Genomic DNA, 14,852 nt, shown 5'->3' on the forward strand with positions numbered 1-14,852 from the left:
ACCTGTGCCCGCAACCTTGAATGAGTCCACCAGCCGCCTGCGCATTATCGGAGCCCTGACCCTGACCACCGCCCTGCTGCTCACCGCCTGCGGATCGGTGGAGGACACCAACGGCAACGGTGACAACAGCGGAAACAACGACGACGCCGGCGCAGCCGCCGATGCTGCCGACAGCGAGATCGCCTGGGATGCACCCGAGGACCTCGAAGGCTCCGTGACCCTCTACGCAGCCAACCCCCAGGGGCTGAACGAAGAACTCGCCGAGGAGTTCACCGAAGCCGCCGGCGTCGACGTCGAAATCTACGGCGATACCACCGGATCCATTACCGCCCGCCTGGACGCCGAATGGGATAACCCCCAGGCCGACGTCGTCTACATCGCCTCCTGGGGACCGGCCGCCGCCTACGCTGCCGAAGGCCGCATCGCCGACTACACCCCCGAATTCTCCGATGAGATCCACGAGGACTGGATCGGTGACGGCTTCTACGGCCGCGACGGCTCCGCCCTGGCCCTGACCGTCAACACCAACGCCACCCCCTCCACCCCCAGCGACTGGGAAGACCTCACCGACCCCGAGTTCGAAAACCTCGTGCTGATGCCCGATCCGCGCGAATCCGGCACCGCCCGCGACCTCATCGCCGCCATGGTCTCCTCCTGGGGGGAGGAGGAGACCTGGGAACTCTTCGACGCGCTCTTCGACAACGGCATGGACGTCCAGGGCGCCAACGGCCCGGCACTGGATGCCGTCACCGCAGGCTCCTACGCGGTGGTCCTCGGCGGCGTCGACTACTCCGCATATTCGGCCATCGACGCCGGTGAGGCCCTGGAGGTCGTCTTCGCCGAATCCGGAACCATGGTCTCCCCGCGGCCCTTCTTCATCCTGGAGGACGCCCCCAACCCGGAGAACGCCGAGGCCCTGGTCGACTTCTTCCTCTCCCAGCAGGGACAGGCCACCTCCGCTGAGCACAATATGATCCCCGCCCAGCCCGAGGTGCCAGCCCAGAACGTCGACTACGACGACGTCAACCTCCTCGACTACGACCTCGACGCCCTCGAGGCCGACAGCGAGGACATCCTCGACGAGTTCGTCTCCCGCTACCTGAGCTGAGCCGAACCCCCTCTATGGCACTCACTGCCCCCGAACGCCGAGCCAGGAACGCGGCCACACCCCTGCTGATCCTGCTGATCATCGGTGTGGCCGCACCCCTGGTGATGGTGCTCATCCGCGCAGTCACCGGACACGGCGACCAGCCCTCGGCGCTGCCGGAACTCACCGACCCAACCCACCTGCGCACCCTCGGCAACACCATCCTGCTCGGTGTCATGGTCGTGGCGATTGCCACCGCCATGGCCACCCCGCTGGCGTTTTTGATGTCCTGGACGCGGCTGCGCCACCACCGGTGGATCGACGTCGTGGTCATGCTGCCGTTCATGACCCCGCCCTATGTCTCGGCCCTGGCCTGGATTGACGTCACCCGGTTCAACGGGCTCGGCGACCAGCTCCTCGGTGATGCCGGCGGAGACGCCCTGCGCAGCATTATCCTGAGCCCGTTTGGGATGGCGCTGGTGATGGCCAGCGAGGTTTTCACCTTCCTCTACCTCATCCTGCGCAACTACCTCGACGCTGTTCCCGCCAGTGCCGATGAGGCCGCCTCGGTCTCCGGGGCCTCACCCTGGCAACGCTTCCGCCGCATCATGGTGCCGCTGTGCACCCCCGCCTACTCCCTTGGCGCGCTGATCGTGTTCATCCGGGCCGCCGGCGAATTCGGCACCCCGGTGACCCTGGGCAACCAGATCGGCTTCCCGGTACTGGTCTCCGAGATCTACCGGTCAGTGACCATCAACCCCCTCGATTTCCCCACTGCCGCCGCGCTCTCCAGTGTGCTGCTATGGCTGGGCTGCGCAGTCTGGGTCATCCAGCAGTGGATCTCCCGCCGCGAGCAGCCCTTCGGCGGACGCGCCCGGCGCCGTGCCACCGTCACCCTCAGCCGCTGGGCGGCAACGGCCGGCTGGGCCTGGTTGAGCGTCGTTGCCCTGGTGTCCGTCATCATCCCCTACACCGGGATCTTCCTGGGGGCGATGACCCTGCTGCGCTCGCAGCCGATCAGCCTGGAGAACCTCACCTTCGACTACTTCGGCCTGGTGCTGCAGTCACCCAGCGGTCAACAGGCCCTGCAGAACAGTGCCATGCTCGCCCTGGTCGCAGCCACCGCCGCCACGGCGCTCGCGGTCGGAGCGACCCTGGCCTCAGCCCGGTTGAAGCGCCACCCGGTCGGCCGCGGCACTGATCTTTTGGCGGTCGGGGCGGATACAGTGCCCACCATTGTGATGGCCATCGGGCTGATCTTCCTGTGGAACTCCCCCTGGCTGCCGGCCTCCCCCTATAACTCACCGGCCATGCTGGTCCTGGGCTACACCCTGGTGCTGCTGCCGATGGTGGTCCAGAACGTTAAAACCTCCCGCAGCACCATCGATGACCGCTACCTCGAGGCCGCCACCACCTCCGGGGCCACCGGGGCCCAGAGCTTCCTCCGGGTCACCCTGCCCCTGCTGATGCCCGGCATCCTCGCCGGCTGGCTGCTGGGACTGCTGCTGGCCTTCCGGGAAGTGGTGATCTCCTCACTGCTGCGCCCGGGCTCCTACCCGCTGCTGTCCCCATGGATCATGAGCCAGTTCGACCAGGGCTTCCGGGCCGAGGCGATGGCCATGACCGTCATCGGAATCCTTGGCTCCACCGCCGTCCTGGTCCTGGTGGACACCCTTCGCCGCCGCTACTTCGCGAAACGAGGCTGACAGAAATGACAACACTAGCGCTGATCTCCGACCTGCATATCGGGGCACCGGTCAAGGGGCTGGGTCTCCCCGCCGAGCAGGCACGGGCCGAGGCCTACCAGGCGATCGCGAGCATGCAGGATGAGGTCCTGGGCTCTGGAGCTGACGCGGTGTTGTGCGCAGGGGATATCTTCGACCGCCACGACCACAGCGAGCAGGCCCTGCAGATCGCTGAGGATCTCTTCGCAGGATTCGATGCCGCCGGTCTTCCCGCCGCGCTGATCGGAGGAAACCACGACGTCGAATCACCCCTGACTGCCCGGCTTCGGCTCCCGGATTCCGCCCAGTGGGTAGGCCAGGGGGAGCTGGGGCTCGAAGGGCCCGGCACCGTGGTCTGGGAGCAGTGGCGGATCGCGGTCCACGGTCAGGCGGTACGCGATAAGGATGAACTGCGGGATCTGGCCGCCGGATACCCCAAACCTGTTGAGGGGATGTGGAACCTGGGGCTGCTGCATACATCGCTGACGGGCCAGTGGAGCAACCGGTCCTGTGCCCCCACCACCCTGGAGACTCTGTATGCCGCCGGTTATGACTCCTGGATCCTGGGGCATGTCCACCAGCCGATGGTTATGGCCAGCCGCCCGCTGATCGCCTATCCGGGCAGCGTGCACACCCATAAGGCTGGCGAACCCGGGGGAGAGGGCTTCGCCCTGCTGCACCTGGAGAACCACACCAACCCCCGCATCGAGTTCCGCCGCCTCCCCGTAGTCACTGCCTGAGCAAACGCTGCAGGCGGCGGGCGGCAGCACTTGTCGAAAGGGGCCTGCGGAGGGACACTAGTGGTCTAACTACGTGTAGTCACATGTCTTGAGACGAGGTGATCCCCATGTCCGCGACTGTCCCAACTTCTATTCGGCTGCCCGGCGAAGTTGATGAACGTCTTGAGCGGCTCGCGGCAGAGACTGGGCGTTCTAAGAGCTTCTATCTGCGCGAACTTGTGACCTCTGGCCTGGACCGGTTGGAGTATGAATACGGGATTATGCGCGATGTAGAAGACATCAGGGCTGGTCGCCAGAGGACATACTCACTCGATGAGGTAGAGGCAGAGCTTGGCCTGGACGATTGAACTCTCTGAACGGGTCCGCAAGCAGTTCAAGAAGGACCTCGACCGAGAAGTAGTCAGGCGAATGACTGCCAAACTCCGTGAGGCAGCTTCTCTCGATAACCCTACGGATATTGCCAAGCCCATGACAGGAAACCTCAACGGATTATGGGCTCTTCGCATTGCGGGGGGATACAGGGTACTCATGGACGTTCAGCGTGAGCGCCTAGTAATTGTCGCTGTTGAGGCAGGTCCGCGCAGGGACATCTATAAGCGCTAGTTCCTCATGATCAGTGGGTGAGCAGGCGCTGCAGGCGGCGGACGGCGTCGCGGCCGGCGCGGTTGGCCCCGACCGTGGACTGGGAAGGGCCGAAGCCGACCAGATGCACCCGCGGCTCAGCCACCACCTCCGTGCCCGAAACCTTGATGCCGCCCAGCTCATTGAACAGCTCAAGCGGAGCCAAATGCCCCAGGGCAGGGCGGAACCCAGTGGCCCACAGAATCACATCCGCAGAGCTGAAACTCCCATCCGCCTCACGCACCCCATGCGGCTCAATCCGGGTGAACATCGGCCGGCGCTCCAAAGCACCCCGCCGATGGGCATCCTTGGCGTAATCAGTCCAGCCCAACCCGGTGTAGGAGACGATACTGGCGGTGGGCTTGCCCGCCTCAGCGGCAGCGGTGACCTTCTCAATCGTGGCCCGGCCCTCTACCTCGGGGCGGAAACCCTCCGTGTGAAAGACCGGCGGTCGGCGCGTGAACCACATGGTCGTGGCCACCCGGGAGATCTCCTCCAAATGCTGCACCGCAGAAATCCCACCACCGACCACCGCAACCCGCTGACCAGCGAACTCTTCAAACCCCGTGTAATCCCGGGTATGCAGCTGCCGGCCCAGAAAATCCTCCGCCCCCGGAAACTGCGGCAGCACCGGATTCGTCCAGGTCCCGGTGGAATTCACCACCGCCCGGGTCCGGAAAACCCCATGATCAGTCTCAACCTCGAGCAGGCCGTGGGCATCCTCATCCACCCGGGCCACCGAAGTCACCCGCACCGGCCGCTGAACCGGGAGCTGCATCTGCCGCTCGTACTCGGCGAAGTACCGCGGAATCGCCTCCCGGCTGGGCTCCTGCGGATCCAGCGGCGGCTTCGCCATCCCCGGCAGATCAAAAATCCCATTGACCGTCTCCATGGTCAGAGACTCCCAGCGGTGCCGCCAGGCCCCACCCGGTGCGATCTCGGCATCCAATACCGTGAACTTCAGCCCCGTGCGCTGCAGATGAAAGGCAGCCGAAAGCCCCGCCTGCCCTGCACCCAAAACCACGACGTCGAACACCGTGCCTGTATCTGGTGTCATCAGTTAAAGCCCCTCACCGAGGATGAGATCAGCGGTCTCCGCATCCAACTCCGCCAGGGCCTCCCGGTCATAGGTTGAGGTCGCGACCATCACCTCCTGGGCCTCGGTGGCCTCCATCAGGGCAGCCAACTGGGCGCGCACCTTCGACCGGGTGCCGATAAACCCGCGGTCCAGGGTCTTCTCCACCCGCTGGGTAGTCTTCGGGCTCCACCGCTGCTGTCTGATCTCCTCCACCGGCTCGAGGGGACCAAAGGACCCGGTCTCCCGGGAGCGGGCCATCGCCCAAGCCTCCGGCAGAGCAAGATCCCGGGCGTCGTCGTCGGTCTCTGCGATATAGACCTCCGCTGAAATGATCACCGCGGGCTCATCCGCGGCAGAGGAGGGACGGAACTGCTGCCGATACTGGGTGAGCATCTCCGGAAGCTCAGGCTCCCGCAGGACCGGACCACCGATCACCACAGGCAGGCCCAGCCGGGCCGCAGACTCAATGCCCTGACCGGTAGCCAGCAGGAATACCTCAGGGGGTTCGCCCCCGGCAGGGCGAGCGGTCACCGCGGCGGTGCCGGCAAGATAGGCCAGGGTCTCGGCGACGTCGTTCTCGTAGGCCTGCTGATCATCGGAGTCCTGGCGCAGGGCCCGGCGCACCGGCTCAGTGAACCCCAGAGTCCGGCCCAGCCCCAGAGCCACCCGCTGCGGGTAGAGCCCGGTCAGCATCAGAAACTGCTCGGCGACCACCAGCGGCTGGTGATGCGGCAGCATCACCCCACCTGAACCCAGGCGGATCCGGCTGGTCGCCGCACCGGCCGCCGCCAGAAGCACCGCAGGCGCACCGGAAGCCACACCCGGCACCGCATGATGCTCCGCAGCCCAGAACCGGTGATAACCCAGCTGCTCAGCGGCCACCGCCCGCTCAACGGAATGCTGCAGGGCCGCAGCCTCGGGATAGCCGGTCCGGGTCCGGGACCGGTCAAGCAGAGAAAGCCTCACAGTCCTGGTCAACTCAGTGGGCGCCCACTTGATTCCGGACGAGACCCGCAGCGGAGCTGCTCAATGGGCGCCGTGCCAAAGCTCACACCCAGTAAACCTTACAAACGTAATCTTTGCTTGCTACGATGGATGTCGCCGGAGTTGAGCTCCGGAAGGACGGTTCGCTGCCGATCTGCCCCAGGCAGCAGGAATTCGTGTGAGACCGCTGCGCCCCGCCGTCCCGCGTACGCGTCACGAAAGTCGAGAACGACAATGTCAACGCAGTCCCCAACTGCGCCCATCCAACAGATCGATGCACCCCGGGCCGGCCTGCGCCAATGGCTGGGGCTGGCTGCCCTTGCCCTGCCGGTGCTGCTGATCTCCATCGATATGACCGTGCTGGGCTTCGCCATCCCGCACCTCAGCGCCGCCCTGGACCCCAGCAGCACCCAGCTGCTGTGGATCGTGGATATCTACGGGTTCATGATCGCCGGATTCCTGGTGACCATGGGATCCATCGGTGACCGAATCGGGCGTCGTCGTCTGCTGCTGATCGGCTCAGCAGCATTTGGTCTGGCCTCCGCTATTGCCGCCTTCAGTGTCACCGCAGAGATGCTGATCGCCGCCCGTGCCCTGATGGGCCTGGCCGGGGCGACCCTGATGCCCTCCACCCTGGCGCTGATCAGGCACCTCTTCGTCCATCAGCGTCAACGCGTGATCGCGATTGCCGTCTGGGCCTCAGCCTTCTCCGCCGGTGCGGCCTTCGGGCCCATCCTCGGCGGGGTGCTGCTGGAGAACTTCTTCTGGGGATCAGTCTTCCTGATCAACCTGCCGATTATGGCCCTGCTGCTGATCGCAGTGCGGATCCTCATCCCCGAATCCAAGGACCCGGCACCGGGACGGATTGACGCTACAAGCGTGGTGCTCTCCCTGGCTGCGATGCTGCTGAGCGTCTACGGCATCAAGAAACTGGCCCAGGGCGAGATCTCCGCCGTCGCGATCTCCACGCTGGTGCTCGGTGCGCTGACTGCCGTGTGGTTCATCCGCCGCCAGCAGCGACTGACCCACCCCCTGATCGACCTCTCCCTGTTCTCGGTGCGGACCTTCCGCGCCGGGGTCACCGCCAACTTCATGCTGGTCTTCGCCCTGGTCGGCTCCCTGTTCATCCTCGCCCAGCTGCTGCAGCTGGGCTACGGGATGAGCCCCATGGAAGCCGGCCTGGCCCTGGTGCCCGGGCTGCTGGTCTCAGTGGTGGCAAGCTTTGTGGTCATCCCGGTGGCCAAACGGCTGGCCCTGCGCACAGTGATCCTGACCGGCATGCTGTTCACCTTCGCCGGGTTCATTCTGCTGACCCAGCTGCCGGTCTCCGATGGTGTGATCTTTGTGCTGGTGGCCTTCACCCTGCTGGGTCTGGGTACCGGACTGGCCGAGACCCTGACCAATGATGCGATCCTCTCTGCTGCCCCGCCGCACCGGGCCGGAGCGGCATCGGCGATCTCCGAGACCGCCTATGAGCTCGGCGGCGCACTCGGTGTGGCCGCACTGGGCAGTGTGCTCAGCGCCGGCTACCGGATCCAGCTGGAGGTCACCGCCCCGGCTGAGGTTGACTCCTCTACTGTGGGTGCGGCCTCCGAGACCCTGGCCGCGGCCGAATCACAGGCCGAGGCCCTGCCCGGCGCACTGGGCCAGAGCCTCTGGACTGCAGCCCAGGAATCCTTCATCTCGGGTGTACAGCTGACCAGCCTCGTGGCCGCCACCGTGGTGCTTGCCGCGGCGATGACCGTGTTCTTCCTCCTGCGGAAGGACGCCAAGGAAGGCGCCGGCCCCGCCGTGCAGTAATCGACCGTGCAGTAGAGCGTTGCACAGCGGGCGGGCTGGATGTCATCCGGCAGCCTCCGCCCCGCGGCACGTTGCATTCTGCAGGTGCTTATGCACTGTGCAGGATGAAACACGCACCTGCAGAGTGAACAGGGTCCTGCAGTAATGAACAAATAAACAACCAAATGCACAATGAGAGTGTGCATTTGTGTGCATTTGAGGAAAATGCCCCAAGTGGAACCCCTCTCACTTTAGGTGCAGTAGTCACTTCTGCGGTCTGATGTGCCTTTGTCGCATGGGGTGACATGGCGTGCGTGGCTGGCTACTCAGCGAGAGAGAAGGTGGTGAGTGAGATGAAGCTGGACGACTACGAGAAGGAAGTCCTTGAGGCCTACGAGCTGGAGGAGTTGGAGTCGTCGGCGACACCGGAAAAGTTGGAGTGGTTGCGCGAGGCAGCCCGAGTCACCCTGGCAAAAGGCGTTCGGTAGCTCGAGCTAGGCGGCAGTGTCTGGCTCAGGGGTGGTGGTGGCTTTCGGGCGGCTGCGGCGTTTGGGCCGGCGCAGCTGAGCCACCGCCACACCGCCCAGGCAGATCGCCCCACCCAGGATCGCCAGCGGCGGCGGGATCTCCCGCAGGGTCAAGGCAGACATCACGACGACGACGGCGGGTACGGCCAGAGTCGCCGAGGCCACCCGGCCGGTGGGGAAGTGGTTCATGGCATAGCCCCAGAACCAGAAGCCCAGGGCGGTGGGGCCGATGCCCATATAGATCGCCCCGATGATGGTGCCGGTGCTGTACTCACTGAACTCCCCAACGGTCTGACCCAGGAAGGGCAGCACCGCAATCGCCCCGGCCGTACAGCCCAACCAGGTCGCAGTCAGCGGATCCACATCCCGCAGGGCCAGCTTCTGCACCATCATGCCCGCGGCATAGAGAATCGCAGCCACCAGGGCGATCAGCAGCCCCGCCATGGCCAGCTGCCCAGTGCTGCCGGCGATAGTGATGAACCCGATCCCCGAAAGCGAGATCAGCATCCCGATGAACAGTTTCCGGGAGAAGGCCTCCTTGAAGAAGACCACAGCCCCTACGCCGACCATCAGCGGGGCGAGGTTGACCACCATGGCCACCGTCCCGGCATCCAGGAAATGCCCTGCCCAGTTGAAGACCAGGGTGTAGACCGCAAACCAGATCACCCCGAAGGCAGCAGTCATCGCCAGGCCCCGGCCCCGCGGAATCCGGGGGCGACCCCGTCGGACCCAGAGGATCAACAGGGTCAGGGTTGCAGAACCGGCCAGCAGCCGGATCAGGGCCAGTGGCCCCGGAGAGATATCAGTGGCTGACCAGCGGATGAGCACAAAGGTCGAGGCCCACATCAACACCGTGGCAATAATCGCGACAATCGGCAGCAGGGCCGGGCGGCTCACCTCTTGGGTCATACCACCTGCTCATTCTGGTTCTGCTCAATCAGCTTCAGGGCCTCAGCGACCCGGGCCCGGGCGTCGTCGTCGAGCCCCAGGATCGGCAGGGGCAGACAGTTCTTAGGCGCCAGACCCAGCTGCTCGGCCACCGCGGCGGTCACCCGCAGGCTGCCGAATTCACCGAAGAGGCTCCACAGCGGGGCCAAATGCTCCGAAAGCGCCAGGGCCTGCTCGGTCTCACCCCGCTGGGCTGCGCGGGTGATGGCCACCGTAGGATCCGGCAGGGTCCCGCCGATCACCGAATACCAAGCATCAGCCCCGGCCAGCAGCCCAGTGGCCGCAGCCGCATCCCCGGAGACCCCGATGCTGACTCCGGCCGGCACCGCATCCCGGACCTCCTGGATTCGGGCTCGGGCAGCATCCGGATCAGTGGACGGCGGCGGGATCTTGATCGAGGCGATCCGCGGCAGCTGGGCGATCCGGGCATAGAGCTGGGTGCTGAAGGTGAACCGAGTGGTGCCGGGATTGTCATAGACGATCACCGGGGCCGAAACCTCGGCGGTGACCGTGCGGAAGAGTTCGAAGACGTCGTCGTCGGTCAGCGGCTGATAGCTCACCGGGGCCAGCAGCAGGGCCTGGGCGCCTGCGGACTGGGCGGCCTCAGCTTGGGCCAGCACCTGGGAGGTGCGCAGTGCACCGATCCCGGCGAAAACCGGGGTCTGACCGGCATGCTCAACGGCCAGGCGGATCACCCGGGCGCGTTCGGCGGCACTGAGGTAGGCGTAGGAGCCGGTGGAGCCCACAGCGGTGATCGAATCGACCCCGGCGGCGGGCAGGCGCTGCACCAGGGCGGTGAACGCGGCTTCATCGACCGAATCATCGGTCAGGGGAGTAAGCGGAAAGGCGCTGAGCCCAGTGAACATAATGCCTCCTGAAGGTGAACCTCTATGAGGGTATCGCTCCGCGGTGCCGATGGGCACTCAGCGGTCATTACTGACAATCGGAACCGGACCGGTGGCCAGCGGCGGCTGATCCCGGCGCCCGCCCCGCTGAGCCGCCGCCCCGGCCAGAACTACCAGGGCAATCCCCACACACTGAACCGGGGTGGGCATCTGGGTCAGGATGATCAGCCCCAGCAGCAGGGCCGCAGCCGGCTCCAGGGCCATCAGGGTCCCGAAGGCCGTGGCGGTCATCCGGCGCAGGGCCGCCAACTCCAGAATGAACAGCAGCACCGGAGCCAGCAGGGCGAGCCCGGCGGCGATGGCCAGCACCTCCAGGGTGATCTGCCCGGAGGCCTGGGGGATCCCGAAAAAGGCAGCGGTCACCGCGGCAATCGGCAGGGTGATCGAGAGGATCCCGGAGCCCTCGAACTGATCACCCAAATACTGCAGCAGCACGATATAACCGCCCCAGCCGACCCCGGCCAGCAGGGCGAAACCGACACCCAGCATGTCGATCTCCCCGGCCCAGGGCTCAGTCACTAACACCACCCCGCCCAGGGCCAGCACCGGCCAGACCATCTTGGCCAGGCTGCCGCTGCGCAGCGCGGCCACAGTCAGCGGGCCCAGGAACTCAATGGCCACCGCGGTGCCCAGCGGGATCCGCTCGATGGCGGCCAGGAAGGCCACACTCATCGCCCCAATACAGGCACCCAGGGCCAGCAGCACCGGCACATCCCGTTTGCGGATCGCCCGCAGCGGGGGAGGGGCCAGCAGAATCATGAACAGCGCACCGATGCTCAGCCGCAGCCAGGCCGCACCACCGGGGCCGACCACGTCAATCAGCGGCACCGAGAGCGCCGAGGTCAGCTGCACGGCGAAGATCGCCACAATCGCCAGCATCCACGGCGGCCCCGGAATCCGGGTGAGGTGTTTGGCGATCACTTGCCCGCCCCGGCGTCGTCGTGGGTCAGCAGCCGGCGCTGGTTCCGCAGCCCCGGGCTGAAAGCCGCCAGCTGCTCCACCAGCTCATCGGCGGCAGTCTGCACCTCCTCAGTGCTCAACGGGTCCAGGGCGTCGAAGATGAACAGCGCCGCGGTGGTCTCCCCGGTCAGCTGGGTGCGGGTGCCCTGCCGCCAGTTCCAGCGCCGGCATGTCACCCCCGCCTCATCACACCAGATGACCTCACCGGGTTTGGGGTGATCCACCATCGGCTCCCCGCCGGCCATGGTCTCGAAGGGCTCCTCCCCGGTGGCGCGCAGTAGCCGCGGCGCACCCCGGTAGGCAGCCAGATCCTCCCCGCCCAGGGGAATCTGGTGGATCACCGAGAGCGCGTTATAAATATCGGTCAGCCGGTTGACCCGCGGCAGCCCCTGCTCGGCCCGGCGGATCAGGGCCTCAGCACTATTGCGGACCTTCTTCGGCTTCGCTCCGAAAGCACGGAAAGCCTCCTGCCAGGCCGCGATATGCGGCAGCTCGCCCACCGGCTGTTCGGCCAGGGCCAGGCGGGCAGAGTTCTCCGCCTCCTGCAGCAGCTGCTCACTGGCGGAGCCACTGGGACCAGGCTCAATCCCCTCCGCAACCAGCAGCAGGGCGCGGTAATCCGGGCGCAGCTCAAAGACACTGTCCTCAACAGTGGCCGAGGCCAGGAGATCGGCGAATGCGGGGGACAGGCTCATGAGTGCATCTCCTTCGGCTGGAGGGTCGCGGCTGGTTCGTAGACGGTCAGGGCGAACCGCACCGGCTCCTCACCCTGATTGCTGTAGGTATGCGGCGCATCCCCGGGGAAGGACAGCGAATCCCCGGCGGCGAGATCATAGGCGTGCTCGCCGACCTCAATGCGCAGCGCCCCGGCCAGCACATGCAGCAACTCCTTGGTCCCGGTGGAATGGGCGGTGCTGGAGTGGCGCTCGCCGGGCTGCAGATGCCAGTCCCATAGTTCGACGACGCCGGGGGCCCGGGTATGGGCCGCCAGAATTCCCTCGCCGCCCTGCTCACCTCGCCAGAGCACCGGGGCCTCACCGGCGGGAGTGTGCTTGACCTCGGGGGCCGGGGGTTCGACCAGGGCCGGCAGTCCCACACCCAGGGCCTCACTGAGTTTCAGCAGGGTGCTGATGCTGGGATTGGCCGAGGCCTGCTCCACATTGATCAGCATCCGTCGGCTGATCCCGGCATGTTCTACCAGCTGCTCCAGGGTCCAGCCCCGGGCCTGGCGGTGCTCCCGAACCCGGGAGCCGATAGCCCGCGCCAACGCCTCATCGTTTTGCACCATGAGTGCAGCATAATGCATCCCGGGGTGCAGGATGCAACACCGGGGTCAGCCCAAACGGTTTTGCATTGAGCTGTTGACTTTGCAGACAGCTATAGCCCTATGAAAAGTCAACAGCTCCATGCATTTTGGCCGGGATGAAGTCGAGCAGCTCAGTCTTCTGCGTGCCGGTGGTGGTCGGCCACCTGGAAAGCAATCCGCCCGTGGGTGAAAGCGCCGCCTGCGCGCAGGGCCGCAGCAACCCAGGAAGCCTCGGCCAGCTCGGCGTCAGTCGCCCCGGCATCTACGGCGGCCTTGGTGTGGCCCTCAATGCAGAACTCGCACTGGGTGGTCAGAGCAACGCCGACGGCAATCAGCTCCAGGTATTTCCGGGGCACCTCGCGGTCCTCGGAGAAGATTGCGCCGTTGAGCTCACCCCAGATCTTATTCACATCCGGGGTGTGCTTCTTATAGATCCGGCCGTATGCGCGGGAGTCCTCAGAAGGGGTAGCCATGGTTCTCCTTTGATCGGTGAGTTGTGCTGATGCCCCAAGGGGTGGGGTCAGGTTTCACTCTAGGGCGGCTGCCAAGACTCCTGACAGCAGTATTTCCCCCTGTGGCAATCACCGGCATGATGGTGCCCAGACCAAGACCACCCGCAGGCCGCCGAACCGCACCGGAAAGGACCACCCCACGTGTCACCTCTGATCAGCCCGGAGCAGCTGCGCGAGCTCATCGACACCGATCCCACCAGCCTGCGCATCCTCGATGTGCGCTGGCGGCTGGACCGCCCCGACGGTCACCCCGAGTACCTCGAAGGCCACCTCCCCGGTGCGGTCTATGTGGACCTCGACCATGAGCTGGCTGAACACGGCCGACCCGCCACCGAAGGCCGCCACCCCCTGCCCAGCGCACAGACCCTGCAGGAGGCCGCCCGCCGCTGGGGCATCAACCCCGGGGACACTGTGGTGGTCTACGACGATGTCAACAACACTGCCGCCGCCCGGGCTTGGTGGCTGCTGAAACATGCACAGAATCCCGATGATGGCCCCGGCCTGGATATCCGAGTCCTCGACGGCGCCCTGACCGGCTGGAAAGCTGCCGGCTACGCATTAGAAACCGGGGAGGTCACCCCGGAGACGGGTGCCATCAGCATCGGTGAGGGCTATGCCCGGCGGATAAATATCGACGATGCCGCCGCCTTCCCCGAACAGGGGACCCTGCTGGATGTGCGGGCACCGGAACGCTACCGCGGAGAACATGAGCCCATGGACCCCAAGGCAGGACATATCCCCGGTGCGGTCAACGCCCCCACCGGCGGCAATGTGGACGATCAGGGCAGGTTCCTCTCCCCGGAGCAGCTGCGGGAACGTTTCCTCAGCCTTGGGGTCGACCCTGAGAAACCGGTGGCCAGCTACTGCGGTTCCGGGATCACCGCATCTCATTCAACCCTCGCCCTGGAACTGGCCGGCTTCGACGCCGTGCTCTACCCCGGGTCCTTCAGCGAATGGTCCAACCACCAGGACCGCCCCGTAGCCTCCGGCGAATAGTTATCCACAATCGCCGGAGGGCGGCCATGACATTGTCAGGATTCTTGGCCACAATGGGGCCATGACCGATGAGCGCCACGACCGGCCCAGCTGGTACACCGGGGTCCCGAATACCGGGGCCTCCGAAGCAGGCTCCCCAGAAGCCCTCGCACCCGGCGGGCCTACCTCGCGCCCGCGCACTGCCGCTGAAGCCGGCGGCTACGGCATCGGTCCCAGCCACGGCCGCGGCCACGCCAACTTCCGGCCATCCCCGGCCTATGACCGCCCCCGCTACGGCAGTGGCTACGAGGATTCCTACGCCAACCCCTACGGGCCGGGCCACCCTTCCTATACCCCCGGTGTCGACAGCCTCGAGGCCATGGCCTTCGAACGCGAACGCCGAGCCCGCGAACACGCCAATACCGCCCTGGTCCTGGGTATCGTCGGGCTCTTCGTCTTCGGGTTCATCCTCGGGCCGATGGCCATCTGGCAGGCCGCCAAAGCCCGCAGCATGGGCTACGACTCCGCAGCCCCTATGGTCCTGGGTGTCATCGCCACCGTCTGGGCCTTCTCCGGCTGGTGGATTTTCCTCTTCTTCATCATCGGGATCATCGCCGCCATCTAGCCCTTCCCAGGGCCTCTCCCCGGTGTGACAACACCTTTTGCCGGGGCACCTCTGCGTTAACACTGTTGTCATAAAACGTGA

At 65.8% G+C, this 14,852-nt stretch carries 17 protein-coding genes; 9 read left to right on the top strand and 8 right to left on the bottom strand.

Annotation, left to right across the window (positions count from 1 at the left end; genetic code table 11):
• Positions 1-4: 4 nt before the first annotated feature.
• The 5 genes from HGQ17_RS07670 (at position 5) to HGQ17_RS15865 (ending at position 4,154) form a co-directional block, all read left to right on the top strand.
• The gene (locus HGQ17_RS07670) at positions 5-1,108 is read left to right on the top strand and encodes an extracellular solute-binding protein (RefSeq protein WP_211090525.1); all 1,104 of its coding nucleotides are present in this window, start codon (positions 5-7) and stop codon (positions 1,106-1,108) included.
• A gap of 14 nt (positions 1,109-1,122) precedes the next feature.
• Positions 1,123-2,793 (top strand): ABC transporter permease, encoded by a 1,671-nt coding sequence (locus tag HGQ17_RS07675; protein ID WP_168887369.1) that lies wholly within the window; start codon positions 1,123-1,125, stop codon positions 2,791-2,793.
• Between the two features lie 5 nt (positions 2,794-2,798).
• A complete protein-coding gene (locus HGQ17_RS07680; RefSeq protein ID WP_168887370.1) occupies positions 2,799-3,551 on the top strand; it encodes a metallophosphoesterase family protein in 753 nt (250 codons plus the stop codon).
• 107 nt (positions 3,552-3,658) lie between these two features.
• On the top strand, positions 3,659-3,898 hold the full coding sequence (gene relB, locus HGQ17_RS07685) for a type II toxin-antitoxin system RelB family antitoxin (protein ID WP_168887371.1): 240 nt from the start codon (positions 3,659-3,661) through the stop codon (positions 3,896-3,898).
• Entirely contained in the window at positions 3,882-4,154 is a 273-nt protein-coding gene (locus HGQ17_RS15865; protein WP_407670763.1) for a type II toxin-antitoxin system RelE family toxin, read from the top strand. Before relB ends, HGQ17_RS15865 begins: the two co-directional genes overlap by 17 nt.
• Positions 4,155-4,164: 10 nt before the next feature.
• On the opposite strand, the gene HGQ17_RS07690 is transcribed toward HGQ17_RS15865, so the two are convergent.
• Together HGQ17_RS07690 and HGQ17_RS07695 are read right to left on the bottom strand one after the other, a co-directional pair.
• A complete protein-coding gene (locus tag HGQ17_RS07690) occupies positions 4,165-5,229 on the bottom strand; it encodes an FAD-dependent oxidoreductase (RefSeq protein ID WP_168887372.1) in 1,065 nt (354 codons plus the stop codon).
• 3 nt (positions 5,230-5,232) lie between these two features.
• Positions 5,233-6,216 (bottom strand): MsnO8 family LLM class oxidoreductase, encoded by a 984-nt coding sequence (locus HGQ17_RS07695; protein WP_168887373.1) that lies wholly within the window; start codon positions 6,214-6,216, stop codon positions 5,233-5,235.
• Positions 6,217-6,468: 252 nt separating this feature from the next.
• On the opposite strand from HGQ17_RS07695, the gene HGQ17_RS07700 reads away from it, so the two are divergent.
• Complete coding sequence (locus tag HGQ17_RS07700; RefSeq protein ID WP_168887374.1) at positions 6,469-8,034, top strand: MFS transporter; 1,566 nt, start codon at positions 6,469-6,471, stop codon at positions 8,032-8,034.
• 323 nt (positions 8,035-8,357) lie between these two features.
• The gene (locus HGQ17_RS07705; protein WP_168887375.1) at positions 8,358-8,501 is read left to right on the top strand and encodes a hypothetical protein; all 144 of its coding nucleotides are present in this window, start codon (positions 8,358-8,360) and stop codon (positions 8,499-8,501) included.
• Positions 8,502-8,507: 6 nt separating this feature from the next.
• Here the strand turns inward: HGQ17_RS07705 and HGQ17_RS07710 are convergent, their stop codons facing one another.
• The 6 genes from HGQ17_RS07710 to HGQ17_RS07735 form a co-directional block, all read right to left on the bottom strand.
• Positions 8,508-9,449: a DMT family transporter gene (locus tag HGQ17_RS07710; RefSeq protein WP_168887376.1), complete on the bottom strand. Its 942-nt coding sequence runs from the start codon at positions 9,447-9,449 to the stop codon at positions 8,508-8,510.
• On the bottom strand, positions 9,446-10,354 hold the full coding sequence (locus HGQ17_RS07715) for a dihydrodipicolinate synthase family protein (protein WP_211090527.1): 909 nt from the start codon (positions 10,352-10,354) through the stop codon (positions 9,446-9,448). Before HGQ17_RS07715 ends, HGQ17_RS07710 begins: the two co-directional genes overlap by 4 nt.
• Before the next feature lie 57 nt (positions 10,355-10,411).
• Entirely contained in the window at positions 10,412-11,314 is a 903-nt protein-coding gene (locus HGQ17_RS07720) for an EamA family transporter (RefSeq protein WP_324615219.1), read from the bottom strand.
• Positions 11,311-12,048, bottom strand: coding sequence for a B3/B4 domain-containing protein (locus HGQ17_RS07725; RefSeq protein ID WP_168887377.1), 738 nt, complete (start codon positions 12,046-12,048; stop codon positions 11,311-11,313). Before HGQ17_RS07725 ends, HGQ17_RS07720 begins: the two co-directional genes overlap by 4 nt.
• Positions 12,045-12,641, bottom strand: a complete 597-nt coding sequence (locus HGQ17_RS07730) for a helix-turn-helix domain-containing protein (RefSeq protein ID WP_168887378.1) — start codon at positions 12,639-12,641, stop codon at positions 12,045-12,047. The genes HGQ17_RS07725 and HGQ17_RS07730 overlap by 4 nt, the downstream gene beginning before the upstream one ends.
• A gap of 149 nt (positions 12,642-12,790) precedes the next feature.
• Positions 12,791-13,132, bottom strand: coding sequence for a carboxymuconolactone decarboxylase family protein (locus HGQ17_RS07735; protein ID WP_168887379.1), 342 nt, complete (start codon positions 13,130-13,132; stop codon positions 12,791-12,793).
• 180 nt (positions 13,133-13,312) lie between these two features.
• On the opposite strand from HGQ17_RS07735, the gene HGQ17_RS07740 reads away from it, so the two are divergent.
• Positions 13,313-14,167 (top strand): sulfurtransferase, encoded by an 855-nt coding sequence (locus HGQ17_RS07740; protein WP_168887380.1) that lies wholly within the window; start codon positions 13,313-13,315, stop codon positions 14,165-14,167.
• Positions 14,168-14,228: 61 nt separating this feature from the next.
• Positions 14,229-14,771, top strand: a complete 543-nt coding sequence (locus HGQ17_RS07745) for a hypothetical protein (RefSeq protein WP_168887381.1) — start codon at positions 14,229-14,231, stop codon at positions 14,769-14,771.
• Positions 14,772-14,852 lie beyond the last annotated feature (81 nt).

Source organism: Nesterenkonia sedimenti, from assembly GCF_012641515.1.
In the GTDB taxonomy this organism is placed as follows: domain Bacteria; phylum Actinomycetota; class Actinomycetes; order Actinomycetales; family Micrococcaceae; genus Nesterenkonia; species Nesterenkonia sedimenti.

Coding starts and splice junctions, on each gene's coding strand:
- HGQ17_RS07680 (WP_168887370.1), top strand. CDS start 2,799: ATGACAACACTAGCGCTGATCTCCGACCTGCATATCGGGGCACCGGTC.
- HGQ17_RS07715 (WP_211090527.1), bottom strand. CDS start 10,354: ATGTTCACTGGGCTCAGCGCCTTTCCGCTTACTCCCCTGACCGATGAT.
- HGQ17_RS07735 (WP_168887379.1), bottom strand. CDS start 13,132: ATGGCTACCCCTTCTGAGGACTCCCGCGCATACGGCCGGATCTATAAG.
- relB (WP_168887371.1), top strand. CDS start 3,659: ATGTCCGCGACTGTCCCAACTTCTATTCGGCTGCCCGGCGAAGTTGAT.
- HGQ17_RS07690 (WP_168887372.1), bottom strand. CDS start 5,229: ATGACACCAGATACAGGCACGGTGTTCGACGTCGTGGTTTTGGGTGCA.
- HGQ17_RS07675 (WP_168887369.1), top strand. CDS start 1,123: ATGGCACTCACTGCCCCCGAACGCCGAGCCAGGAACGCGGCCACACCC.
- HGQ17_RS07745 (WP_168887381.1), top strand. CDS start 14,229: ATGACCGATGAGCGCCACGACCGGCCCAGCTGGTACACCGGGGTCCCG.
- HGQ17_RS07725 (WP_168887377.1), bottom strand. CDS start 12,048: ATGAGCCTGTCCCCCGCATTCGCCGATCTCCTGGCCTCGGCCACTGTT.
- HGQ17_RS07700 (WP_168887374.1), top strand. CDS start 6,469: ATGTCAACGCAGTCCCCAACTGCGCCCATCCAACAGATCGATGCACCC.
- HGQ17_RS07730 (WP_168887378.1), bottom strand. CDS start 12,641: ATGGTGCAAAACGATGAGGCGTTGGCGCGGGCTATCGGCTCCCGGGTT.
- HGQ17_RS07710 (WP_168887376.1), bottom strand. CDS start 9,449: ATGACCCAAGAGGTGAGCCGCCCGGCCCTGCTGCCGATTGTCGCGATT.